Origin of the sequence: Paenibacillus sp. FSL R5-0470 (genome assembly GCF_037975205.1) — a bacterium.
GTDB lineage: Bacteria > Bacillota > Bacilli > Paenibacillales > Paenibacillaceae > Paenibacillus_AQ.
Genome location: NZ_CP150238.1, coordinates 4,207,940 through 4,231,294, shown reverse-complemented (window position 1 = coordinate 4,231,294; position 23,355 = coordinate 4,207,940). Strand labels below are relative to the sequence as shown.

Sequence of the window (23,355 nt, the reverse complement as noted above, 5' to 3'; positions counted from 1 at the left end):
TCAGAAGAGCGGAACACGTACACGTAGTGTTCCGTCTTTTGCAGAAAGTGAGGGTATACATTTGGAACAGCCGGTATTTAAGAGAGTAGTCCTTAAGGTAAGTGGAGAGTCTTTGGCAGGACAAAACGGATATGGTATTGATGCCGACATGATTATTTCCATCGCTGAACAGATCAAGGAAGTTGTAGAGCTTGGCGTTCAGGTTGCGATTGTTTGTGGTGGAGGTAACATTTGGCGCGGGATCGCTGGTAGTGCAAGTGGCATAGATCGCGCTACTGCAGATTATATGGGCATGCTGGCAACAGTAATGAATTCACTTGCTCTGCAGGATGCATTAGAACAAATCGATGTGCCAACAAGAGTGCAGACTTCGATCTCGATGCAGCAAATTGCTGAACCGTACATTCGTCGTCGTGCGATTCGCCACTTGGAGAAGGGCCGTGTTGTTATTTTTGCAGCAGGCACAGGAAACCCTTTCTTCTCTACAGATACTACTGCAGCACTTAGAGCAGCAGAAATCGAAGCAGAAGTTATTCTGATGGCGAAGAACAAGGTTGATGGTGTATATTCAGCAGATCCGTTTAAAGACAGCACAGCCGAGAAATTTGAACAGCTCACTTACATGGATGTTCTGAACAAAAACCTTGGTGTTATGGATTCAACAGCTTCATCTCTATGCATGGATAATAATATACCGCTCATTGTATTTGCCATTACTGAACAAGGCAATATCAAACGTGTCGTTCTCGGTGAGAAGATCGGAACGATTGTTAAAGGGAGTGTAGATTAATGCCACAATCGGTCAAAAAAAATGCCGAAGAGCGTATGGAAAAAGCGATTTCATCGCTGAAACGTGACTTGGCAACATTGCGTGCAGGACGTGCAACGACATCACTGCTAGATCGCATTCAAGTTGAATATTATGGTTCCCCAACTCCAATCAATCAGCTGGCGAACATCAGTACTCCGGATTCCCGGACACTGTTAATCCAGCCGTGGGACAAAACATCGATGTCTGACATTGAACGGGCGATTATGAAATCGGATATCGGTTTGACGCCTGCTAATGACGGCACAATCATTCGTCTTTCTATCCCTCCGCTGACTGAAGAACGTCGGACGGATTTGGTGAAATTGACGAAGAAATTTGGTGAAGAAGCGAAAGTAGCGATCCGCAACATTCGCCGTGATGCCAACGATGATATTAAGAAGATGGAGAAAAACGGTATCTCGGAAGATGAGTCCCGTGGCCATCAGGAAGACATTCAAAAGACAACGGATAAGTTCATAGCCGAGGTCGACAAAGTGCTTGTATCCAAAGAAAAAGAGATTATGGAAGTATAAAGATATTCTAGAGACTTAAGGCCCCTCCGTTAATGGTGGGGTTTGTCTCTTTCTGATAAGAGCTTGGAGGAAACGGAAATGATCAAACGGGTTCAAGCGTGGCTGAGCCGTAAAGACAGGCAACAGCCAGTCGAGATTTCACCGGATAACATTCCCCGGCACGTGGCTGTTATTATGGACGGCAATGGGCGTTGGGCTAAGCGTCGCGGGTTGCCGCGCGTTGTGGGTCATCAGAATGGCATGAAGGCTGTTAAACGTGCTACAATCGCTGCAGACGAACTGGGTGTTGAGTTTTTGACGATGTATGCGTTCTCGACAGAAAATTGGAAACGACCAAAGGAAGAAGTCGATTATCTGATGCGCTTGCCAGTGGAGTTTCTAGCCATTGAGCTTGATGAACTGATTGAGAAGAATGTCCAAGTACGTATGATGGGGGATACTGATGCACTACCTTCATACACACGCAAGGCTATGGAAGAAGCGGTTTCCCGAACACAGGGCAATACTGGACTTATATTGAATTTTGCTCTTAATTATGGGGGACGTAAAGAAATTGAGGACTGCATGCGCAGCATTGGTAAGGACATCCAATCAGGGGCTTTGTCACCAGAAGATATTACGACTGATCTAATCGATAGCCGAATGTTATCTGGTGGGTTACCAGATCCGGATTTGCTTATACGTACAAGCGGAGAAATGCGACTTAGCAATTTCATGCTATGGCAGCTTGCTTATAGTGAGCTGTGGTTTACTGATGTGTATTGGCCTGAATTTGATAAGGAGCATTTGCATCAGGCAGTTGCTGAATATCAACGCCGTACACGCCGTTATGGTGGACTGAAGTAGCTTGATAGGAGATGGAAACCTTTGAAGCAGCGATTGATTACCGGAATTGTTGCCGGAGCACTATTTTTAGGCTTATGCGTGTTGGGAAACTGGCCATACCAGTTGTTACTTACTGCCATGGCTTTTATCGGGTTTTATGAATTTGTGAAAATGATAGGGATACCTGCGCTTTCCGGTTCTACCGTTCTTGGTTATGCAGCCATTCTAAGTTTTATGATCCCTTGGAATTTGCTTGGGATCTCTGCACCCTTATCGTGGGAACAAGGAATTTGGATTCTGCTGCTGTTGTTCCTTTTAGTTACAGTTTTTACTAAAAATAAATTAGATATTCGAGTAACGGCCTTGCTGTTTACTGGTATAGTATACATTGGAATGGGTTTTTCTTATATGGCCATGGCTCGTGCATCGGATGACGGACATGGTTTGTTCTGGACTTTTTTACTCCTTTTCTGCATTTGGGGTAGTGATGCCGGGGCTTACTTTGTTGGAAGAAGCATGGGGAAGAACAAACTTTGGCCTGCCATCAGTCCCAACAAAACGGTGGAAGGTGCAGTAGGTGGGGTACTGATCTCGATGCTAATCGCGATCGTGTTTGCAATATTTGCTCCTGAACATCTAGCGATAGGACGAGCGCTCCTTATAGGGCTTTCTTGTGCGGTCTTGGGTCAGCTTGGTGATCTTGTGCAATCTGCCTATAAACGTGCGTATGGTATCAAAGATTCAGGCACACTTCTGCCAGGTCACGGTGGTATTCTTGATCGATGTGACAGCTGGATTATCGTCTTTCCATTCGTACATATCCTAACGCTCATGCCTTACTATTAACGGAAGGAGAGGGTATAACTATGAAAAAAATAAGTGTTCTTGGTTCCACAGGTTCGATCGGCACTCAGACTCTAGATGTCATCGCTATGCACCCAGACTCTTTTCAAGTAGATGGCTTGGCAGCTGGAACGAATACAGCGTTATTGCTGGAACAAGTTCGTCGGTTTAATCCTCGTCGTGTTTCTGTTGCAACAAAGGAGTTGGCAGATGAGATTAGATCCAGTCTGCCTTCAGGCATACAGCTATACAGCGGGAATGAAGGTCTTGTTGAGGTGGCAGCTGGTGGAGATGCCGAAATGGTCGTAACGGCTGTTATGGGTAGTGTAGGCCTCCAATCCACGTTAGCTGCGATCGAAGCAGGCAAACATATTGGACTAGCTAATAAAGAGACTTTGGTAACGGCAGGACACCTCGTCACTGATCTAGCTAATCGTAAGGGTGTTAAGTTGTTACCTATTGATAGCGAGCATTCAGCTATCTTTCAGTGCTTAAATGGTGAGAACCTTGCTGATATAGCTTGCATCACTTTAACAGCTTCTGGTGGATCCTTCCGGGATTTCACTCGTGATCAACTCAAAAATGTAACGGTAGAGGATGCACTTCGTCATCCGAATTGGAGCATGGGCGCGAAAATCACGATTGATTCTGCTACAATGGTGAATAAAGGGCTTGAGGTGATAGAAGCGCATTGGCTATTTGGTCTACCTTATGAACAAGTAAATGTACTTTTGCATCCAGAGAGTATCATTCACTCATATGTGGAGTTCCGCGATAGCAGCATTATTGCTCAGCTTGGTAATCCCGATATGCGTGTCCCGATTCAATATGCGCTCACGTATCCCGAACGCTGGGAATCGCCGGCACAGCGTTTGTCGTTAGCTGAAGTTGGACGTTTGACTTTCCGAGAAATGGACTATGAACGATTCCCTGCGCTTAAGCTAGCCATGGATTGTGGAAAAGCTGGAGGGACAGCTACTACTGCTTTTAATGCTGCGAATGAAATTGCTGTTGCTCGTTTCTTGAGTCATGAGATCCCATTCCTGCGCATTGAGGAGATCATCGGGGAAGTGCTGCATCGTCATATTAACGAGGACAATCCGAATTTGGAACAAATTGAATCCTGTGATAAGCGTGTTCGTGAGCTGGCAGCAACGCTGTAGAAGGTAGAAAGATCTCTTTTTAAAAATATAAGAAAGTATAAGTTTCACTTTATACATTATCCTTATATTTCTCGCGTAAACGCGTACCGTCTCCTTAAGGGACGCCGATGGCGTTATTGCTTGACTGGAAATACTTACTTTGCCCTAAAAATAGGTTGGGACAGTTGATTCTCTTGTGCCTGATCGGAGAATAATGATAAATTAAGAGGACATACTTCGGTCTTACACCTAAAGGGGGATGATACGTTTGGAAATGGTTCAAGTCGTTTTATTAACGGTGCTCATGTTTTTTGTCCTGGTGACTGTACATGAATGGGGTCACTATTATTTTGCCAAACGCGCCGGTATTCTCGTGAGGGAATTTGCTATCGGTTTCGGTCCGAAACTGTTTTCTTATAAACGGAATGAGACACAGTTCACTTTGCGTTTACTGCCTTTTGGCGGTTATGCTCGGATGGCTGGTGAAGATCCAGAAATTATTGAAATTGGCTCAGGACAGACGATTGCAGTAAGACTCGGTCAGGATAATAAAGTAAAAAATATTTATCTGGACACACTGGATACACGTAAAAATGTAATCCGTGGTGAGGCTTTGCATACTGATCTTGAAAATGATCTGCAAATCCGCTTGGATGTGGATGGCGAAGTTACTACTTATGATGTTCATCCTCAAGCGATGATGATTAAAGGAACGCAACAGACTCAAATTGCGCCTAAAGATCGCCAATTCGGTAGTAAAACCGTGGGTCAGCGAGCATTGGCTATTGTTGCGGGTCCTGTGATGAACTTCCTGTTAGCCTTTGTTCTGTTTGCCATCCATTTGCAAATGGTTGGAATTCCGGTGGAGAATCCTACTTATGTTAAGATCGGTGATGTCTCTGAAGGAATGCCTGCACAAGAGGCGGGATTGCAGAAGGGTGACATTATTGTCTCCATCAACGGTGAGAAGATTGGTGCCGATTACCAAAAAATGATTGACTTAACCTCGGAGTCCAAAGGGAAAGAAATGAAATGGATGCTGCAACGTGGTGATGAGACCCTTAATGTGACTCTCGTTCCTCGTAGCATGGAGGGACAAGAAGGCGGTAAAATCGGGATTACACCTGAGCTTCCTACCCGCAAAGCAGGGGTTGGAGAGACGTTGACAGGTTCAGGTAAAGCTATGGTCGATACGACGGAAGCTATCTTTTTGGGCTTTAAGCAATTGATCAATAAATTCAATATGGATGATATTGGAGGTCCGGTTCGTACCTTTGAAGTAACCGGTCAAATCGCCCAACAAGGCATTCAGTATCTTACCTATTGGGCTGCTATCCTAAGCTTGTATCTGGGGATTTTCAACCTATTACCGATTCCAGCACTCGATGGAAGCCGTCTGGCGTTCCTAGGTGTGGAGGCATTACGCGGTAAACCTGTAGATCCGAGTCGTGAAGGTATGGTTCACTTTGTCGGATTTGCATTGTTATTTTTATTAATGATTGCTGTTACGTATAATGATATTTTACGTTTGATCAGCGGCTAATTTTCTTCGGGAGGCATTCCATTACATGGCAAAAGATAAGCAATTCGTTACGGAAATCACGCCGCAAAGCGAGGATTTCTCACGCTGGTATATTGATGTTATAAAAAAAGGAGACTTGATGGACTACTCTCCTGTTCGTGGCTGTATCGTATTTAAGCCAGAGGGCTATGAAATATGGGAGCATATTCAGGAGGAAATGAACCGTCGCCTCAAGGAAACTGGGCATCGTAATGCTTATTTTCCAGTGTTCATTCCAGAGAGTTTCTTTCAAAAGGAAAAGGATCATATTGAAGGCTTTAATCCCGAACTGCCATGGGTAACTGAGGCTGGTGGAGACGTGCTTGAAGAACGTCTGGCTGTCCGTCCTACTTCTGAGACCATGTTCGGGCACATGTATTCCAAATGGATTCAGTCCTATCGTGACCTTCCTGTACTTATCAATCAATGGGCGAACGTGGTTCGTTGGGAGAAGCGTACTTTACCATTTATCCGCACTACTGAGTTTCTTTGGCAAGAAGGGCATACTGCGCATGAGAATGAAGCCGAAGCTCGTGAAGAAACCATGAAGATGCTGGATAACTACCGTGATTTTGCCGAGACATTCCTTGCCATTCCGGTGATCACTGGACAAAAGACACCTTCCGAGCGTTTTGCTGGTGCAGTAGATACGTATTCTATTGAAGCGATGATGAAAGATGGACGTGCTGTTCAGGCTGCTACCTCACATTACTTGGGTACCAAGTTTGCAACAGCATTTGAGATCCAGTATTTGAGCCGCGACAATAATTTAGAATATGTGCATACGACCTCATGGGGATCCACTACACGCTTGATTGGTTCGCTGATTATGGTGCATGGCGATGACCGTGGTCTTGTTCTGCCACCTAAGGTAGCACCAACTCAAGTGATTATGATTCCGATCGGACCTCCTAAAACTCGTGAAGCCGTGATTGGACGGACAGACGAGCTGTTCAAGGAGCTGAAGAACGCAGGTGTTCGTGTACGTGTGGATGATCGTTCGGATGTAACGCCAGGTTGGAAGTTCAATGAATATGAAATGCGCGGTATACCTGTGCGCTTGGAGCTTGGACCACGCGATATGGAGAATGGCGTTTGCGTTATCGTATCCCGTGTCACAGGTGAGAAGAAGGTAATTCAGCAGGAGAACCTTGTTGAAGAGGTACAAGCAATGCTCGAGCAGGTTCATAATGAAATGTTCGAACGTGCCCTGAAATTCCGTGAGGACCATTTCTATTCTGTAGATTCCTTGGAAGAAATGAAAGCTTCAATGGAAGAAAAACGCGGCTTTGCACTAGCTGGCTGGTGTGGTTCCGAAGAATGCGAGTCCAAAGTTAAGGAAGAGACAGGTGCGGGTAGCCGTAACATTCCTTTCGATCCGGCAGAGAAGAAACAAGTCTGCATTTGCTGTGGTAAACCAGCTGAGCATACTGTGGTTTTTGCAAAGGCATATTAATCTTTTGGTACCGATCAACAGTCTTGTAGTATTTTAATCTAGCTTCTGGAGAGAGGAGTCAGCGGGCCGAAAAAACCCAATGCTTTTTGAATCCAGAAGCTTTTTAAAATATAAGAATTTATAGGCATACGTAATAAATTATCCTTTTATTTCTCGCATAAACACTTACCGTCCTCATAAGGACGCCGAAGGCGTTTATGCTTGTCATAACTTTCACTGAATATCATTGATTGTGTTTTACGGAGTTATCAAAGGTGGGAGGAAAGCATGGAACAAAACCAGGAGAGAAGAAAAAGATTCGAGCTCTTGATGAAGCAAGGTGAAATTCCACCTGCAATTATGGATCCCTACTTTTTAGATGGATATATAGAGCGTGTAGAGATCAGCCGTGGTAACCGAGACTGGCAAATTGTGATTGCGAAAGAAAGTCTGGTTCCAGCGCAGGTATACCGGACATTTTGCCTCAGAATGCGCGAGAAGCTACAGCATATAGCCAAAGTAAGCTTTTTATTCGTATATGATCAAAAAGTTAGTAGAGCAGAGCTAGTCCAAGAATATTGGGGATTGTTTCTGGAGTGGGTGACTCGCGAGATCCCTTCGGTTAATGGCTGGCTGACACGTTCTACCCAAGAGCTTAAAGATGACACTTTAATGCTGACGATGAGTGACTCCACTTCTATGGAGCTGGCTCGTAAAAAAGGCATCGATGGGGCAATTATTAAATTTTATGATAAGTATTTCGGTCTCTCCTTAAAAGTTAAAGTGCTAATGGCAGAGAACGAAAATAATAATGTTGAAGCATACGAAGAATTTCAGCAAAAGCTTCAGCAAGAACAACGCGAGATCGTTGAGCAGATGATGACTGCTGTAGAAACAGAAGCTCCTGCTGATGATAGCGATCCTAATGAAGTAATTAAGCTTCAAGTGGGGTATGAAATTAAGGAACAGGCCGTGCCGATTCTTGAAATTCAAGATGAAGAGAAGAAAATTACAATTCAGGGTACTATTTTTGGTCTGGATCGTAAGGAACTTCGCAATGGCAGTACTTTGTTCACCTTCAGTTTGACCGATTTCACGGATTCTCTACAAATGAAGATGTTCGCGAAGACTAAAGATGATCTGAAGGTTATGAGTCAGCTAGCAAACGGTAAATGGGTAAGAGCACGCGGAAAAGTTGAATATGACCGTTTTATGCAGATTCCTGAGCTCGTGATGATCCCTTCGGATTTAACGGAAGTTAAGGCACCGCCTGCGCGTAAAGATACGGCTCCTAAGAAACGGGTGGAATTCCACCTTCACACTACGATGAGTACGATGGATGCGGTCACTCCGATCACTACCTATGTCAAAACAGCTGCCCAGTGGGGGCATCCTGCGATTGCTATTTCTGATCATGGCGGAGTTCAGGCTTTTCCTGATGCGAACCATGCAGCTCATAAGCATAAGATAAAAATGATTTATGGCGTTGAAGCCAATGTTGTGAATGACTCTGTGAATATTGTCGAGAATGCTCAGCCTTTGGACTTGAAGACAGCTACCTATGTAGTGTTTGATATAGAGACCACGGGGTTATCGATTACCCGCAATAATATTACGGAGCTGGCGGCCATTAAAATGTGTGAGGGTAAAGAAGTAGACCGTTATTCTACTTTTGTTAATCCGCATGAGAAGATCCCTTATCATATTCAGCAATTGACCAATATTACGGATGAAATGGTTAAGGATGCTCCTGATCTTGAGCCAGTGCTGCGTAAGTTTGTTGAATTTGTGGGTGACAGTATCCTTGTTGCTCATAACGCCAGATTTGATATGGGTTTTATTCAGGCCTCGTTACGTAAAATAGGTGAACCTGTGCTTTCGAATCCATCTCTTGATACGCTTGAGCTCGCTCGGTTACTATATCCAAGCATGAAGAATCACAGGCTGAACACATTAGCCGATAAATATAAAGTTCTTCTGGAAAGCCATCACCGTGCGATTGATGATACCATAGCACTCGGCGGTATATTAACAGGATTGCTCGCAGATGCTGAAAAGATGAAGGGCATGACCCGCCTTGATCGACTAAACGATTATGTGGGTAATGATCTTTCGAACACAAGACCATTCCACTGTAATATTTATGCACTTAATCAAGTAGGCAAAAAAAATCTCTATAAGCTCATTTCCATGTCACATACGGAATATTTCAAACGTGTACCTTGTATTCCGAAATCCAAGCTGGAAGAGCATAGAGATGGACTGCTCGTGATTTCCGGTTGTGAACGTGGAGAGTTTTTTGAAGCAGTACTCAACAAAACGACTGAGGAAGCCATGGAGGTTGCTCATTTTTATGATGTGCTGGAGATTCAGCCATTGACCATGTACATGCACTTGGTGGACAAGGGCTTTGTAGCAGGCCCTGATGAGCTTCGCGATGTAGTCCGCAAGGTTTGCGAAATAGGGGAACAGTTAAATAAACCTGTTATCGCAACGGGGAATGTGCATTATCTTGAACCCCGGGACAAGCTGTATCGTGATATTACGATTAATGGGATCACAGGCTTTAGTCCGCTTAAAGACCAACGCAAACCGGATGCACACTTCCGCACAACGGATGAAATGCTGTCTGAATTCGAATTTCTCGGTGCTGAAAAAGCGATGGAAGTCGTGGTTACGAATACAGTTGAGCTGGCAGAACGTTTTGAAGAGCTGGAGCTATTTCCAGATAAGCTATTTACACCAATTCTTGAAGGGGCGGACGAAGAAATTCGCGAGACCTGTTATAACACTGCCAAATCCATTTATGGCGAAGAACTACCTGAAGTAGTTATTGCCCGTTTGGAGAAAGAGCTTGCACCGATTATTAAATTCGGGTTCTCTGCCAACTATTTGATTTCTGAACGTCTCGTTAAAAAATCAAATCGAGATGGATATCTCGTAGGCTCGCGGGGTTCTGTAGGTTCTTCTGTAGTAGCTACATTTCTTGGAATTTCAGAAGTTAATCCTTTGCCTGCGCATTATATTTGCCTAAACCCCGAGTGTCGCCATAGTGAATGGTTCCTGGACGGTAGTGTGCGGAGCGGATTCGATTTACCAGATAAAGTCTGCCCGGATTGCGGTCAGAAGCTCAAAGGTGAAGGCCAGGATATTCCGTTCGAGACCTTCCTTGGATTTAAAGGGGATAAAGTTCCCGATATCGACTTGAACTTCTCAGGGGAATATCAGCCGAATGCACATAACTTTACCAAAGAAATGTTTGGTGAGAAAAATGTATTCCGTGCCGGAACGATTGGTACCGTAGCCGAGAAGACAGCCTTCGGATTTGCAAAAAAATACGAAGAACTTCACCAGAAACGTTGGCGTGGAGCTGAAGTTGGCCGTCTGGCGGCCGGCTGTACAGGCGTTAAACGTAGTACGGGACAGCATCCGGGTGGTATAGTCGTTGTTCCAGACTATATGGAGGTAGAAGATATTACGCCAGTACAATTCCCGGCGGATGATGTCAATGCCGAATGGAAGACCACACACTTTGATTATCACGCTTTTGACGCGAATTTGCTGAAGCTTGATATTCTGGGTCATGATGATCCGACGATGATGCGGATGCTGCAGGATTTGACAGGTGTTGATCCAACTTCTATCCCGATGAATGATCCGAAAGTAATGAGCATGTTTAACTCTACAGATGCGCTTGGAGTGAGACCTGACGAAATCAGATCACCGGTTGCGACCTATGGTGTGCCCGAAATGGGTACCAAGTTCGTACGTCAAATGCTTATTGAGTCGAAACCGTCCAGCTTTGCTGACTTACTGCAAATATCAGGTTTGTCTCATGGTACTGGAGTTTGGCTTGGTAACGCGCAAGAGCTTATAAAGAATAACACTTGTAACATTAAGACCGTTATCGGTTGTCGGGATGACATCATGCTCTTCTTAATTTATAAAGCGGGAATGGATGCGAGCTTGGCCTTTAAAATTACCGAGAGTGTTCGTAAAGGTAAAGGTTTATCTGACGAATGGATCGAGGAAATGAAAAAGTGCAAGGTTCCACAATGGTATATTGATTCTTGTCTGAAGATTCAATACATGTTCCCGAAGGCGCATGCTGCTGCATACGTAATTTCTGCAGTACGTACCGCCTACTTCAAGCTGTATCATCCTATTGAATATTATGCGACTTATTTCTCTGTACGTGCAGCAGATTTTGATATTGAATTGTGCTGTAAGGGATATGAAGCGATCAACCGTCAGATCGTAGAAATTGAGCAAAAAGGATTTCAAGCTTTGCCTAAGGAAAAGGCTATGTTGCCTGTCCTTGAGATGGCTTTGGAGATGACGGCACGTGGGTTTACATTCAAAAACATTGATCTTTACCGTTCGGAAGCGAATAAGTTTATTGTTGATGACAAGAGTTTGATTCCTCCGTTTTCCGCATTAGCGGGAATTGGTGAGAATGCTGCTATCAACATTGCCGCTGCGAAAGATGCCGGGGAATTCCTTTCTATTGAGGATTTCCAGCAAAAATCCAAGGCGAGTAAGACAGTTATTGAGCTGCTAACCAATATGGGCTGCTTCCGCGGCTTACCGGAGAGCAATCAACTTTCCCTATTTTAAAGGCTTTAACAACACTTATTTCATGGTAAGCAGAAACGTCTTTACCGTCCTTTTTGGGACGGTACCCGTTTCTGCGAGAAATACAAAACGTATAGGATGGCGTGAAACTTATACTTTCTTGTATTTCTGGAAAAGAGAGCTCCAAAGGGGGAGTCAAGGGCTAGCACTTGTCAGTCCAGACTCACTATGGTATAATTTCTTTGGTAATAATGAGATAAGTCCGTTGTGTAAAGAGTGGGGAAACCCACTCTTTATCTTTGGTATATAGCAAAAGACAAGTTCGTGGAGGTAATTTTCTTTTGAGCACACCCAAATCTAAAATTAAACAAACGGTAGAGCAGATGCTCGGGCCCTATCTCGACGACAATGGTTTCGAACTGGTGGACGTTGAATACGTGAAGGAAGGCTCCAATTGGTTTCTGCGTATATTCGTAGATAAAGAAGGCGGCATTGATATTGATGACTGCGGAAGCATTAGCGAATATTTCAGTCAGCAGTTGGATGAGAATGATCCTATCCCTGAGGCATATTTCCTTGAGGTTTCCTCACCGGGAGCAGAGCGTCCTCTCAAAAAAGCTGCGGATGTAGCTAAAGCGGTAGGTAAGGACGTGTATGTGACTGTTTATGAGCCGATTCAAGGACTCAAAGAATTTGAAGGTCGTTTGCTCTCGTTCGAGAACGAGGAACTGCTCATCTCCGCGGGCAAAAAACAACATGTAGTACCGTACGCCAAAGTCGCAAGCGCGAGATTGGCCATTATTTTTTAACGTCTTGAAAGGGGGGCCGGAAATTCATGAGTATGGAGTTTATTGAAGCAATGAATGAGCTGGAAAGGGAGAGAGGCATCAGTAAAGATGTGCTGTTCGAAGCGATCGAAGCGGCGCTGATCTCTAGTTATAAACGTAATTTCAATGCAGCACAGAACGTGCGTGTTGACATGAACCGCAACACAGGTGTCATTAAAGTGTTTGCCCGCAAGCTAATTGTTGAAGAGGTCCTGGATACAAGGACTGAAATCTCATTGCCGGCAGCCAGAGAAATTAACCCGCATTTCCAGCTTGAAGACATTGCTGAGCTTGAAGTAACACCACGTGATTTCGGGCGTATTGCTGCACAGACTGCAAAGCAGGTTGTAACACAACGGATTCGCGAAGCAGAGCGTGGACTCATCTATAATGCCTTTATTGACAAAGAAGATGATATTGTAACAGGACTTGTACAACGTCAAGATATGCGGAACATTTACATTGATCTTGGTAAAATCGAAGCGGTCTTGCCGCTTAGTGAATTGATGCCAGGTGAGAAGTTTAAACAAAGCGAGCGTATCAAGGCTTATATCACTAAAGTTGAGAACACCACTAAAGGACCGCAAATTATGCTGTCCCGCAGTCATCCCGGATTGCTGAAGCGTCTGTTCGAACTAGAAGTTCCGGAAATTTTTGATGGTGTAGTTGAAATTCGTTCCGTAGCTCGTGAAGCTGGCTTCCGTTCGAAGATTGCTGTGTATTCCCGCAATCCGGAAGTGGATCCAGTTGGTTCTTGCGTAGGCCCAAGAGGAACACGCGTTCAAACCATCGTTACTGAGCTTCGTGGCGAGAAGATCGATATCGTCCGTTACTCTGATCTGGTGCAGGAGTATGTCGCTAATGCACTCAGCCCTTCTAAGGTGCTTGAAGTTCAAGTCTTTGAAGCAGAGAAAATGGCACGGGTGATCGTTCCTGATTATCAATTATCACTGGCTATCGGTATTAAAGGGCAAAATGCACGTCTTGCCGCTAAGCTTACCGGCTGGAAAATTGATATCAAGAGTGAAAGTCAAGCGGAGCAGGAATACGGTAGACCGAGAACTTCTATTGATGAAATGCATCAGGATTCCGTCTCCATTGATTAATTAACCTGCTTGACGGGAGGCGTATGTATGAAACAAAGAAAGGTGCCGCTGCGCAAATGCGTTGCTACCCAAGAGATGATGCCGAAAAAAGAGCTGATTCGAGTGGTTAGAACGCCCGAGGGCGAAGTACTGATTGATCTGACAGGTAAGAAGTCAGGCCGTGGTGCTTACATATGCGGCAAGCTTGAATGCTTTAAGCTGGCACAGAAGAATAAAGCACTTGACCGCGCTTTGAAATGTCAAGTGAGTCCTGAAATCTATGACCAGCTTGCCCGGGAGTTTACTTCCGTGGAAGAGCAGTTTCTAGCAGCAAAGGATAGTGAGGATAATGAGTAAGGCGCTTTCTTATTTAGGGCTTGCCATGAGAGCAGGCAAGATAGTCACCGGCGATGAGGCTGTACTCAAAGCTGTACGGTCTTCAGAGGCGAAGCTGGTCGTTCTGGCAGGTGACGCTTCAGATAATACCCAAAAAAAGTTCCGTGATAAATGCGGAACCTACGATATTCCACTAGTAATCGCATTTCACCGAGACAGCCTCGGTGCAAGTATTGGTAAAGACCAGCGTGTAGTACTGGCCATTACGGATAAAGGATTCGCGGAAATGATCTCCAAGCAACTCGGAGATACTGTCGGAGGTGGATTTATTGACTAAAGAAGAGAACAAAGATAAATTGCGCGTGTACGAATACGCCAAGTCACTAAACATGAGCAGTAAAGAAATTATTACAATTCTGAAGCGTTTGAATGTCCCTGTGAATAATCATATGAGTGTCATGGAGAACGGTTCCGTGAACAAAGTAGAGCAATTCTTCAAGGATATCAAGTCGAACGCTGCAGCCAAACGGGATACCAGCTCTAGCAGCCGTCCGGTGACAACCGGTGCGGTAACTGCCGAACCCCAAAGTGCTCAGAATGCCAACAAAAATCAACAGGAAAAGCAGGTAGGTATGAACAGTAACCAAAACAACAACCAATCGACGACGTCCCCAAGGCCCCAAAGCGGACAAGATTCCCGCAGAACAACAACAGGTTCAACGCAGAATGCACGTCCGCAACAAAGCGGAGCTCCACGTACTAACAGTACTAGCGGAAGCCGTCCGCAAGGAAGTAGCACAGGCGGCAATCGTCCACAAGGTAGCAACACTGGTGGCAGCCGTCCGCAAGGAAGTAATACTGGCAGCCGTCCACAAGGTAGCAGTACCGGTGGTAGCCGTCCGCAAGGTAGCAGCACTGGTGGCAGCCGTCCGCAAGGTAGTAATACCGGTGGTAGCCGTCCACAAGGAAGCAATACTGGCAGTCGTCCGCAAGGACAAAGCAGTGCACCTCGCACTGACAGCCGCCCACAAGGTCAATCTGGCACTGGCGGTGGCTTCACACGCGGTGACGACAGAGGTCCTAAGAAGAACACAACTGGTGGTAGACCAAATACGAACAATAGACGGTTTGATGATGGCAAAGGCGGTAACTACCGCGGTCGTGGTGGTAAGAATGGCCGCGGCAAGAATCAGCCAATGGTTCACCGTGAGAAGATCGATAACACACCTAAGAAGATTATCGTTCGTGGTAGCATGACTGTTGGTGAAACAGCAAAATTGCTTCACAAAGACGCTTCTGAAGTAATTAAGAAGCTGATCTCTATGGGTGTTATGGCAACCATCAACCAAGAGCTGGATATCGACACCATCCTGCTACTCGCTGCTGAATTCGGCGTAGAAGTAGAAGTGAAGATTCCTGTTGATGAGGATAGCTTTGAAACTGTGGAAGAGAATGATGCTGAAGAAGAACTTCAGTCACGTCCTCCAGTAGTTACGATCATGGGTCACGTTGACCACGGTAAAACTACTTTGCTGGATGCCATTCGTTCGACGAGTGTATCTCTAGGCGAAGCAGGCGGAATCACACAGCATATCGGTGCTTATCAAGTTGAAATCAACCAGAAGAAAATCACGTTCCTAGATACACCTGGTCACGAAGCATTTACTGCTATGCGTGCTCGTGGTGCACAGGTAACAGATATGACTATTATCGTAGTTGCTGCTGATGACGGTGTTATGCCTCAGACCGTTGAAGCTATTGCACACGCTAAGGCTGCTGGACTTCCGATTATTGTCGCTGTTAATAAAATCGACAAGCCGGGTGCAGATCCTGACAAAGTGAAGCAAGAGCTTACAAGCTATGAACTCGTTCCTGAAGAGTGGGGCGGAGATACCATCTTCGTTAACCTTTCTGCAAAACAACGTATTAACTTGGAAGAACTGCTGGAAATGATTCTGCTCGTTGCTGAAGTAAATGAGTACAAAGCGAACCCTGACAAACGGGCACGCGGTACGGTTATAGAAGCTGAGCTTGATAAGAATCGTGGACCAGTTGCACGTGTTCTGGTACAGAACGGTACATTGAAAGTCGGCGATGCATTTGTAGCAGGTAACTGCTTCGGACGTGTACGTGCGATGGTTAATGATAAAGGACGTAAGATCAAGGAAGCTGGACCTTCCACTCCAGTAGAAATTACTGGTTTGACTGAGGTACCACAAGCTGGCGATCCGTTTATGGCTTTCGAAGACGAGCGTAAGGCCCGTGCGATTGCTGATAGACGTTCCACATCCCAACGTCAATCTGAGCTGAATACGAACACCCGTGTAACATTGGATGATTTGTTCCAGCACATTAAAGACGGCGAGATCAAAGACCTTAACGTTATCATTAAAGCTGACGTACAAGGTTCAGTCGAGGCACTTAAAGGTTCCCTGGCTAAGATCGAAGTGGAAGGCGTCCGCGTGAAGATCATTCACAGCGGTGCTGGTGCCATTACGGAATCCGATATTACACTTGCAGCAGCATCTAATGCTATTGTTATTGGCTTTAACGTTCGTCCGGACGCTCAGACCAAGGCAGCTGCTGAACAAGAAAAAGTAGATGTTCGTCTCCATAACATCATCTACAATGTAATCGAGGAAATCGAAAGTGCAATGAAGGGTATGCTTGATCCTATCTATAAAGAGAACGTTATCGGTCACGCTGAAGTACGTAGCGTCTTCAAAATCAGTAAAGTGGGTACCATTGCAGGTTGTATGGTAATTGATGGTAAAATTACCCGTAATGCTGAAATGCGCTTGATCCGTAGCGGAATCGTTGTATTTACAGGTAAAGTTGATACCTTGAAACGCTTTAAAGATGATGCCAAAGAAGTGGCGCAAGGTTATGAATGCGGCATAACTTTGGAACGCTATAATGACGTCCAAGAGGGCGACATTATCGAAGCGTTTCTTATGGAAACTGTAGAGCGCTAAGCGAAGAGGTGAATATAGATGTCTAAAATTAGAGCAGGACGAGTGGGCGAGCAGATCAAGAAAGAGCTTAGTCAACTTATCCAAAGCGGACTGAAAGATCCTCGAATCGGTTTTGTAACTGTAACTGGCGTAGACGTAACTAACGATCTGTCGCAAGCGAAAGTATACCTAAGCGTGTTCGGGGATGAAGAGCAGAAGTCAGGCTCCCTTAAAGCGATTGAGAAAGCTAATGGTTTTCTTCGCTCCGAGCTTGGCAAGGCGATTCGCCTTCGGCATACACCGGAACTGATCTTCAAGATCGATGAATCTGTCGCTTATGGCAGTCACATTGAGAAACTTCTTGGAGAGCTTCATAAGAACGATTAGAAATAGGTACTAAAAGGAGTTCAAAATAGCTTAAGGCTATTTTGAACAACCTTTATAAAGGAGACGGCGAATGCAGAGCTATGAACAAAGTCTCCAGCAGACCCGTGAGTTTCTGCTGGAACACGACGATTACCTTGTAGTGTCGCATGTTCAGCCGGACGGAGATGCAGTCAGCTCCACCCTAGCGGTGGGCTGGCTTCTCTCATGTCTGGGCAAAAAATACACTATGCTGAATGAAGGACCGATACCGAAGCGGATGGAATATTTATGGCATTCGGATGAAATCATCAATATGGCCTCTAGTGAGCCGCCCCGTCAATACAGCAATGTGATCTGTGTGGATTGTGCTGATTTTCAGCGAGTAGGATTGACTCATCGCTATTTTGCGAAGGATGCTCTAATCCTGAACATTGACCATCATCCCACTAACAACGGTTATGGACTTGTGAATTTAATCAAACCGGATGCTGCTGCGACTGCGGAAATTTTGTTCGATCTGCTGAAGACGTTCGAGATTGAATGGGACATTGATATCGCCACAGCTTTATACACAGGTCTTTTGACAGATACTGGTGGATTTCGATATACCAACACATCACCAAAAGTAATGGCAGCCGTATCTGAACTGCTTTCTTATGGCGTTAACGGTCCTGAACTGGCTGAGACATTACTTGAAGAAATGACATTGCCGCAGATTAAAATTTTAAATAAAGCGTTAAATACTCTTCAATTATCACCCGAAGGGGATATTGCCTGGCTCTATGTTACACCGGAGGATATGATTGAGAGTGCTGCTGCTAATGAAGATTTAGAAGGTCTCGTGAACTACCCTCGCAATATTAGAGGTGTGGAAGTAGGGATTCTGTTCAAAGTCATTCATGAACATGCGGTTAAAGTTAGTTTGCGTTCTGCGGGTAAGGTCGACGTGGCTGAGCTAGCGCAAACGTTTGGAGGTGGCGGTCATACCCGTGCTGCAGGTGCGCGTATAGAAGCTACACTCGAAACGGCAATATCGCAGGTGCTTGAGGAGGTAAGACGTCATTTATGAGTGAATTAGAAGGTGTACTGGCGGTTTACAAGCCAGCCGGGTTCACTTCACATGATGTTGTGGCCAAGGCGCGTCGTATTCTCGGCATGAAACGGATCGGACATACGGGAACGCTTGATCCACAGGTAACAGGTGTGCTGCCACTTTGTCTGGGCCGTGCTACTCGTGTCGTGGAGTATATTCAGGAGTTGCCTAAAGAATATGTGGCAACACTGAGACTAGGGATGTCCAGTGATACTGAGGACTTAACTGGGACTATTATAGAAACTGTAGATGAGGTGCATGTATCTGAAGAAGAGATTCTATCAGTGCTCGCTTCATTTAAAGGGGTTATTTCTCAGGTTCCACCGATGTATTCTGCGGTTAAAGTTGACGGCAAACGTCTTTATGAGTTAGCAAGAGAAGGTAAAACCGTTGAACGTAAAAGCCGTGAAGTAGAGATTTATGAAATTGAAATGACGGATATGACTTGGGAAGGCAATCATCCCGATATCACATTCCGGGTGCTTTGCTCTAAGGGGACGTACATTCGTACGCTCTGTGTCGATATCGGACGAGCACTTGGACTGCCGGGTGTGATGGTGAAACTAGAGAGAACGATGTCGGCAGGGATTTCTGCCAGTCATTGTCTTACGCTAGAGGATATTGCGACTCACAAGGAAGCCGGAACATTGGAAGATCATTTAATCGCTGCAGACGAAGCCATTTCTCATATGCCAAAGCACACTGTAATGGATGAGAAAAAGAAGGCAGCTTTGCAGGGGCAGCGTTTGTCCTCACGATTTATAGCTCCAGAGGTGAAGACGAACAGTCAATTTCGGCTATACGATCTTCAAGGTGGATTTCTTGGCATTTATGAATTGGAAGATACAGGTGCAATTGCTCCAGTGAAGGTATTTGCACAAGCTTAAATCAATTTTACCAAGTGAATTGTAGGTGAGAAACAGCGTGAGAACCGTAACGTTAACTTATCCGATGTCTCCGGAGACTGCTGCAGAGTGGGCTCAGCCTCAAGTGGCTGCTCTAGGGCAGTTTGACGGATTGCATCGTGGACATGCTAGCGTCATTACATCCGCTGTGGCCCTAGCCCGTAAACAAGGTGTGCCGGCCGCAGTCCTTACATTTCATCCACATCCTAAAGATGTTATGGGTAAGGGTGATTATGAAGGGTATTTGACGCCACCCGTAGAAAAGCAGGAGATTCTTGCTAGTTTGGGTGTCGATATCTTATATGTTATTGAATTTAACGAGCAGCTTTCCCGTGTAAGTCCACAGAATTTTGTCTCTGTTATGCTTTTGCCGCTACATATTGTAACTGCAGTTGTCGGCTTTGACTTTCGTTTTGGTTATCAAGGTGAAGGCGATGTTGAAATGCTTCGCAAGCTGGGTGAAGGTGTTATGAATGTAGAGGTTGCTCCCCCTTTTCTGCTAGATGGTGAGAAGGTCAGCAGCTCCGGCATTCGTAAAAGTCTCCAAAACGGGGATTTAGAGCTGGCAAACTCCTGGTTCGGACGTTGCTACTATCTGCGTGGTGAAGTGGGTCATGGTGAGAAGAGAGGTCGCACCATTGGTTTTCCAACGGCGAATTTGAAGCTCAGTGCTCATTTTGTCATTCCGACTAAAGGTGTATATGCGGTCCGAGTCTTTTATAAGGATAAAGTTTTGTACGGGGTCATGAATGTGGGCATTAAACCTACCTTTCATGAGGGTGTATTGACGCCAAGCTTTGAGGTCCATCTGTTTGACTTCGAAGGTGATTTGTATGATCAAGAGCTTAAGGTGGAGTTAGTATCTTACATTCGTCCTGAACGAAAATTCGAATCCATTGGTGCATTGATTACTCAAATCGGTGAGGATGCAGAAACCGCGAAGAAGATTTTGGGTTATAATCTATAGTCATCCCGGACAAGCCGTTTACTTTTGTTAATGGAGATGCTATACTAATAAACGTTGCTGGCTTACAGCACCATAACCTTAGCTTGGTTGCACGTTCTCACCGACGGTGACGAGGCTAATGGCGATTATATTGAAGGAGGTGAACAGGATGGCATTAACTCAAGAACGTAAACATCAATTGATCGACGAGCACAAAACTCACGAATCCGATACTGGATCCCCTGAGGTGCAAGTTGCTATCCTAACGGAGAACATCGTTAATTTGACTGACCACTTGCGTACGCACAAGAAAGATCATCACTCCCGTCGCGGATTGTTGAAAATGGTTGGACAACGTCGTAAACTTCTGGCGTATTTGAAAAACAAAGACATCAGACGTTACAGCGCCCTGATCGAAAGACTGGGATTGCGTCGTTAATTTTCCATAAGATAACCCTTAAAGCAGCCTGGTTGTATACCGTATGTCCTTCTCGGAGCGACAGCGGGACAGCTGGGTTGCTTTTTGAAAATTTAGGGAAAACTTTATAGCAAGACTGATGAGATTATTCGTAAAAACGGCCACTTTACATCATCTGTAAGACTTAGCCGTTTCTTCTTATATGTATACAGAACAGGCTACATACCTTAAATTATAAGAAAGTATATGTTTCATGCTATACTTTATCCTTATAATTCTCGCATAAACGCTACCGTCTTATAAGGACGCCGAAGGCGTTTTTAGCTTGGGGACAAGCCTTTCCGATTCATTAGATCGATATGTGAACCTGCAATATTTGACTGCGGGTCTACTACTATTCAAGGAGGTATTTATGGAAAAACGTGTAGAAATGCAGCTAGGCGGAAGACGCCTTGTGCTGGAAACGGGCCGACTAGCTAAACAAGCAAACGCAGCCGTTATGGTGCGTTATGGGGATACTTCGGTATTATGTACCGTTACGGCTTCGAAAGAGCCGAAGGACCTGGATTTTTTCCCGCTTACAGTTAACTATGAGGAAAGATTATATGCGGTAGGTAAAATTCCGGGCGGATTTATTAAACGGGAAGGTAGACCGAGTGAGAAAGCGATTCTGTCCAGCCGTTTGACTGACCGTCCAATCAGACCACTGTTCCCTGAAGGTTTCCGTAACGATGTTCAGGTATTGAACATGGTAATGAGTGTGGATCAGGACTGCGCACCAGATATTGCTGCTATGATCGGTACTTCAGCTGCACTTAGTATTTCCGATGTGCCTTTTGATGGACCCATCGGCGGCGTTGCTGTAGGTCGGATTAATGGAGAATTTGTGATCAATCCGGATATGGCTCAGCAAGCAATCAGTGATATTTATGTAGTGGTTGCTGGAACGAAGGAAGCAATCATGATGGTTGAAGCAGAAGCGAACGAAGTGACGGAAGATGTGATGCTCGAAGCGATTATGTTCGGTCATGATGAAATCCGTAAGATCGTTGCAACCATTGAAGAACTGGTCAAAGTGGCTGGTAAAGAAAAAATGGCTGTGAAGCTGCATGCAGTGAATGCTGACGTGAATACTGAGGTTCGTGCATTTGCTGAGGCTCGTCTGGTGGAAGCCGTTAAAATTGCTGAAAAACATGCTCGTCAGGAAGCGATTGATGTCGTTAATGATGAAGCGGTTGCGTATTTCGTAGAGAAGTACATAGAAGCACCGGAGCTTCTGAAAGATGTTAAAGAAGTCCTACATGATATCGTGAAGGATGAAGTAAGACGTCTAATCACGCATGATAAGGTTCGTCCAGATGGACGTAAACTTGATGAAATCCGTCCGATTGAATGTGATACAAGCCTGTTGCCGCGTACACACGGTTCCGGTCTGTTCACACGTGGACAAACACAAATCCTTAGCGTTTGTACCCTTGGAGCTCTAGGTGATGTTCAAATCCTCGACGGAATCGATCCTACTGAAACGAAACGTTTCATGCACCATTACAACTTCCCGCCGTTCAGCGTAGGGGAAGCTCGTCCACTTAGAGCACCAGGACGTCGTGAAATCGGTCACGGAGCACTTGGAGAACGTGCATTATCCAAGGTAATTCCTAGTGAAACTGAATTCCCGTACACGATTCGTCTAGTATCAGAAGCGATTGAATCTAACGGTTCTACCTCCCAGGCAAGTATCTGTGCCAGCATTCTGGCTATGATGGACGCTGGTGTGCCAATCAAAGCACCAGTAGCCGGAGTAGCAATGGGTCTGATCAAAGACGGAGATCATGTCTCCATCCTGACGGATATTCAAGGTATGGAAGATCATCTCGGAGATATGGACTTCAAGGTAGCTGGTACAGCAGAAGGTGTTACAGCTATTCAAATGGACATTAAGATTGCCGGTATCGACCGCAACATTCTTCAAGATGCACTTCAGCAGGCTAAAGAAGGCCGTCTGTTCATCTTGGACAAAATGAATGAAGCGATCTCTGCGCCAAGACCTAATCTGTCCAAATATGCTCCAAAAATCATTATTATCAACATCAATCCGGACAAAATCCGTGATGTTATCGGTGCTGGTGGTAAGATTATCAATAAAATTATTGAAGAAACCGGCGTGAAAATCGACATCGAACAAGATGGCCGTGTCTTTATCGGTTCTTCAGATGAAGAAATGATCCAAAAGGCTCGTTCGATTATCGAAGGTCTTGTGCGTGAAGTACAAGTCGGAGAAATCTATGTGGGTACAGTTAGACGTATTGAGAAATTTGGTGCATTTGTTGAACTTATTCCGGGCAAAGACGGATTGGTACACATTTCCCAATTGTCTACTGAGCGTGTAGCTAAGGTAGAAGATGTTGTTGCTATTGGTGACACCATTACCGTTAAAGTTACCGAGATCGATCCACAAGGCCGGGTTAATCTGTCTCGTAAAGCAGTGTTGACTTCGGAAACTGGAGCTAAAGCGTAAGATTGATCTTAGTAATAACCTTTACTAAAGGGATCTAATTTCATTATTAAAAGAGACAGAAGCGATTTGCGTTCTGGCTCTTTTTTTATATGAACTAAGCTGGAAAACTGTAGCAAACATTCCTATCTATTAGTCTTGTATCTGTTCATGACATAAAATCCTCCCTTGTCTCATAGATTGGGACA

Annotated in this window: 19 protein-coding genes; all 19 read left to right on the top strand. The window is 45.0% G+C overall.

Annotated features, from left to right (window positions below; translation table 11 throughout):
- Positions 1-61 precede the first annotated feature (61 nt).
- The 19 genes from pyrH (at position 62) to pnp (ending at position 23,170) form a co-directional block, all read left to right on the top strand.
- Positions 62-790 carry a UMP kinase gene (gene pyrH, locus MKY99_RS18620; protein WP_036688491.1) on the top strand — a complete coding sequence of 243 codons (729 nt, stop codon included), beginning with the start codon at positions 62-64 and terminating at the stop codon, positions 788-790.
- Positions 790-1,344 (top strand): ribosome recycling factor, encoded by a 555-nt coding sequence (frr, locus tag MKY99_RS18615; RefSeq protein WP_042189424.1) that lies wholly within the window; start codon positions 790-792, stop codon positions 1,342-1,344. Before pyrH ends, frr begins: the two co-directional genes overlap by 1 nt.
- A gap of 78 nt (positions 1,345-1,422) precedes the next feature.
- On the top strand, positions 1,423-2,190 hold the full coding sequence (locus MKY99_RS18610) for an isoprenyl transferase (RefSeq protein ID WP_042189423.1): 768 nt from the start codon (positions 1,423-1,425) through the stop codon (positions 2,188-2,190).
- A gap of 21 nt (positions 2,191-2,211) precedes the next feature.
- Positions 2,212-3,015 carry a phosphatidate cytidylyltransferase gene (locus MKY99_RS18605; protein ID WP_042189422.1) on the top strand — a complete coding sequence of 268 codons (804 nt, stop codon included), beginning with the start codon at positions 2,212-2,214 and terminating at the stop codon, positions 3,013-3,015.
- 20 nt (positions 3,016-3,035) lie between these two features.
- The gene (locus MKY99_RS18600; protein WP_042189421.1) at positions 3,036-4,175 is read left to right on the top strand and encodes a 1-deoxy-D-xylulose-5-phosphate reductoisomerase; all 1,140 of its coding nucleotides are present in this window, start codon (positions 3,036-3,038) and stop codon (positions 4,173-4,175) included.
- Between the two features lie 247 nt (positions 4,176-4,422).
- Positions 4,423-5,697, top strand: a complete 1,275-nt coding sequence (gene rseP / locus MKY99_RS18595) for an RIP metalloprotease RseP (RefSeq protein ID WP_339265621.1) — start codon at positions 4,423-4,425, stop codon at positions 5,695-5,697.
- A gap of 25 nt (positions 5,698-5,722) precedes the next feature.
- Positions 5,723-7,171, top strand: a complete 1,449-nt coding sequence (gene proS / locus MKY99_RS18590; protein WP_042189419.1) for a proline--tRNA ligase — start codon at positions 5,723-5,725, stop codon at positions 7,169-7,171.
- Between the two features lie 267 nt (positions 7,172-7,438).
- On the top strand, positions 7,439-11,767 hold the full coding sequence (locus tag MKY99_RS18585) for a PolC-type DNA polymerase III (RefSeq protein WP_339265620.1): 4,329 nt from the start codon (positions 7,439-7,441) through the stop codon (positions 11,765-11,767).
- 299 nt (positions 11,768-12,066) lie between these two features.
- Entirely contained in the window at positions 12,067-12,534 is a 468-nt protein-coding gene (gene rimP, locus MKY99_RS18580) for a ribosome maturation factor RimP (RefSeq protein WP_339265618.1), read from the top strand.
- Between the two features lie 26 nt (positions 12,535-12,560).
- Positions 12,561-13,658 carry a transcription termination factor NusA gene (gene nusA, locus MKY99_RS18575; RefSeq protein ID WP_042189417.1) on the top strand — a complete coding sequence of 366 codons (1,098 nt, stop codon included), beginning with the start codon at positions 12,561-12,563 and terminating at the stop codon, positions 13,656-13,658.
- A gap of 27 nt (positions 13,659-13,685) precedes the next feature.
- Positions 13,686-13,994, top strand: a complete 309-nt coding sequence (locus MKY99_RS18570; RefSeq protein ID WP_042189416.1) for a YlxR family protein — start codon at positions 13,686-13,688, stop codon at positions 13,992-13,994.
- The gene (locus MKY99_RS18565) at positions 13,987-14,310 is read left to right on the top strand and encodes a YlxQ family RNA-binding protein (protein WP_042128860.1); all 324 of its coding nucleotides are present in this window, start codon (positions 13,987-13,989) and stop codon (positions 14,308-14,310) included. The genes MKY99_RS18570 and MKY99_RS18565 overlap by 8 nt, the downstream gene beginning before the upstream one ends.
- Entirely contained in the window at positions 14,303-16,948 is a 2,646-nt protein-coding gene (gene infB / locus MKY99_RS18560) for a translation initiation factor IF-2 (protein ID WP_042189415.1), read from the top strand. The genes MKY99_RS18565 and infB overlap by 8 nt, the downstream gene beginning before the upstream one ends.
- 18 nt (positions 16,949-16,966) lie before the next feature.
- Complete coding sequence (rbfA, locus tag MKY99_RS18555) at positions 16,967-17,314, top strand: 30S ribosome-binding factor RbfA (RefSeq protein ID WP_042128856.1); 348 nt, start codon at positions 16,967-16,969, stop codon at positions 17,312-17,314.
- Positions 17,315-17,384: 70 nt separating this feature from the next.
- Positions 17,385-18,362: a bifunctional oligoribonuclease/PAP phosphatase NrnA gene (locus MKY99_RS18550; protein ID WP_339265616.1), complete on the top strand. Its 978-nt coding sequence runs from the start codon at positions 17,385-17,387 to the stop codon at positions 18,360-18,362.
- The gene (gene truB, locus MKY99_RS18545) at positions 18,359-19,273 is read left to right on the top strand and encodes a tRNA pseudouridine(55) synthase TruB (RefSeq protein WP_339265615.1); all 915 of its coding nucleotides are present in this window, start codon (positions 18,359-18,361) and stop codon (positions 19,271-19,273) included. Before MKY99_RS18550 ends, truB begins: the two co-directional genes overlap by 4 nt.
- 37 nt (positions 19,274-19,310) lie before the next feature.
- Positions 19,311-20,258 carry a bifunctional riboflavin kinase/FAD synthetase gene (locus tag MKY99_RS18540; protein ID WP_339265613.1) on the top strand — a complete coding sequence of 316 codons (948 nt, stop codon included), beginning with the start codon at positions 19,311-19,313 and terminating at the stop codon, positions 20,256-20,258.
- Positions 20,259-20,406: 148 nt separating this feature from the next.
- A complete protein-coding gene (gene rpsO, locus MKY99_RS18535) occupies positions 20,407-20,676 on the top strand; it encodes a 30S ribosomal protein S15 (protein ID WP_036656390.1) in 270 nt (89 codons plus the stop codon).
- Positions 20,677-21,067: 391 nt separating this feature from the next.
- On the top strand, positions 21,068-23,170 hold the full coding sequence (pnp, locus tag MKY99_RS18530; RefSeq protein ID WP_042189411.1) for a polyribonucleotide nucleotidyltransferase: 2,103 nt from the start codon (positions 21,068-21,070) through the stop codon (positions 23,168-23,170).
- Positions 23,171-23,355 lie beyond the last annotated feature (185 nt).

Bases quoted from the DNA above. Each gene is read 5' to 3' on its own strand.
- nusA (WP_042189417.1), top strand. From the start codon at position 12,561: ATGAGTATGGAGTTTATTGAAGCAATGAATGAGCTGGAAAGGGAGAGA.
- MKY99_RS18570 (WP_042189416.1), top strand. From the start codon at position 13,686: ATGAAACAAAGAAAGGTGCCGCTGCGCAAATGCGTTGCTACCCAAGAG.
- MKY99_RS18550 (WP_339265616.1), top strand. From the start codon at position 17,385: ATGCAGAGCTATGAACAAAGTCTCCAGCAGACCCGTGAGTTTCTGCTG.
- MKY99_RS18610 (WP_042189423.1), top strand. From the start codon at position 1,423: ATGATCAAACGGGTTCAAGCGTGGCTGAGCCGTAAAGACAGGCAACAG.
- frr (WP_042189424.1), top strand. From the start codon at position 790: ATGCCACAATCGGTCAAAAAAAATGCCGAAGAGCGTATGGAAAAAGCG.
- proS (WP_042189419.1), top strand. From the start codon at position 5,723: ATGGCAAAAGATAAGCAATTCGTTACGGAAATCACGCCGCAAAGCGAG.
- MKY99_RS18585 (WP_339265620.1), top strand. From the start codon at position 7,439: ATGGAACAAAACCAGGAGAGAAGAAAAAGATTCGAGCTCTTGATGAAG.
- MKY99_RS18565 (WP_042128860.1), top strand. From the start codon at position 13,987: ATGAGTAAGGCGCTTTCTTATTTAGGGCTTGCCATGAGAGCAGGCAAG.
- pnp (WP_042189411.1), top strand. From the start codon at position 21,068: ATGGAAAAACGTGTAGAAATGCAGCTAGGCGGAAGACGCCTTGTGCTG.
- rbfA (WP_042128856.1), top strand. From the start codon at position 16,967: ATGTCTAAAATTAGAGCAGGACGAGTGGGCGAGCAGATCAAGAAAGAG.
- truB (WP_339265615.1), top strand. From the start codon at position 18,359: ATGAGTGAATTAGAAGGTGTACTGGCGGTTTACAAGCCAGCCGGGTTC.
- MKY99_RS18600 (WP_042189421.1), top strand. From the start codon at position 3,036: ATGAAAAAAATAAGTGTTCTTGGTTCCACAGGTTCGATCGGCACTCAG.
- rpsO (WP_036656390.1), top strand. From the start codon at position 20,407: ATGGCATTAACTCAAGAACGTAAACATCAATTGATCGACGAGCACAAA.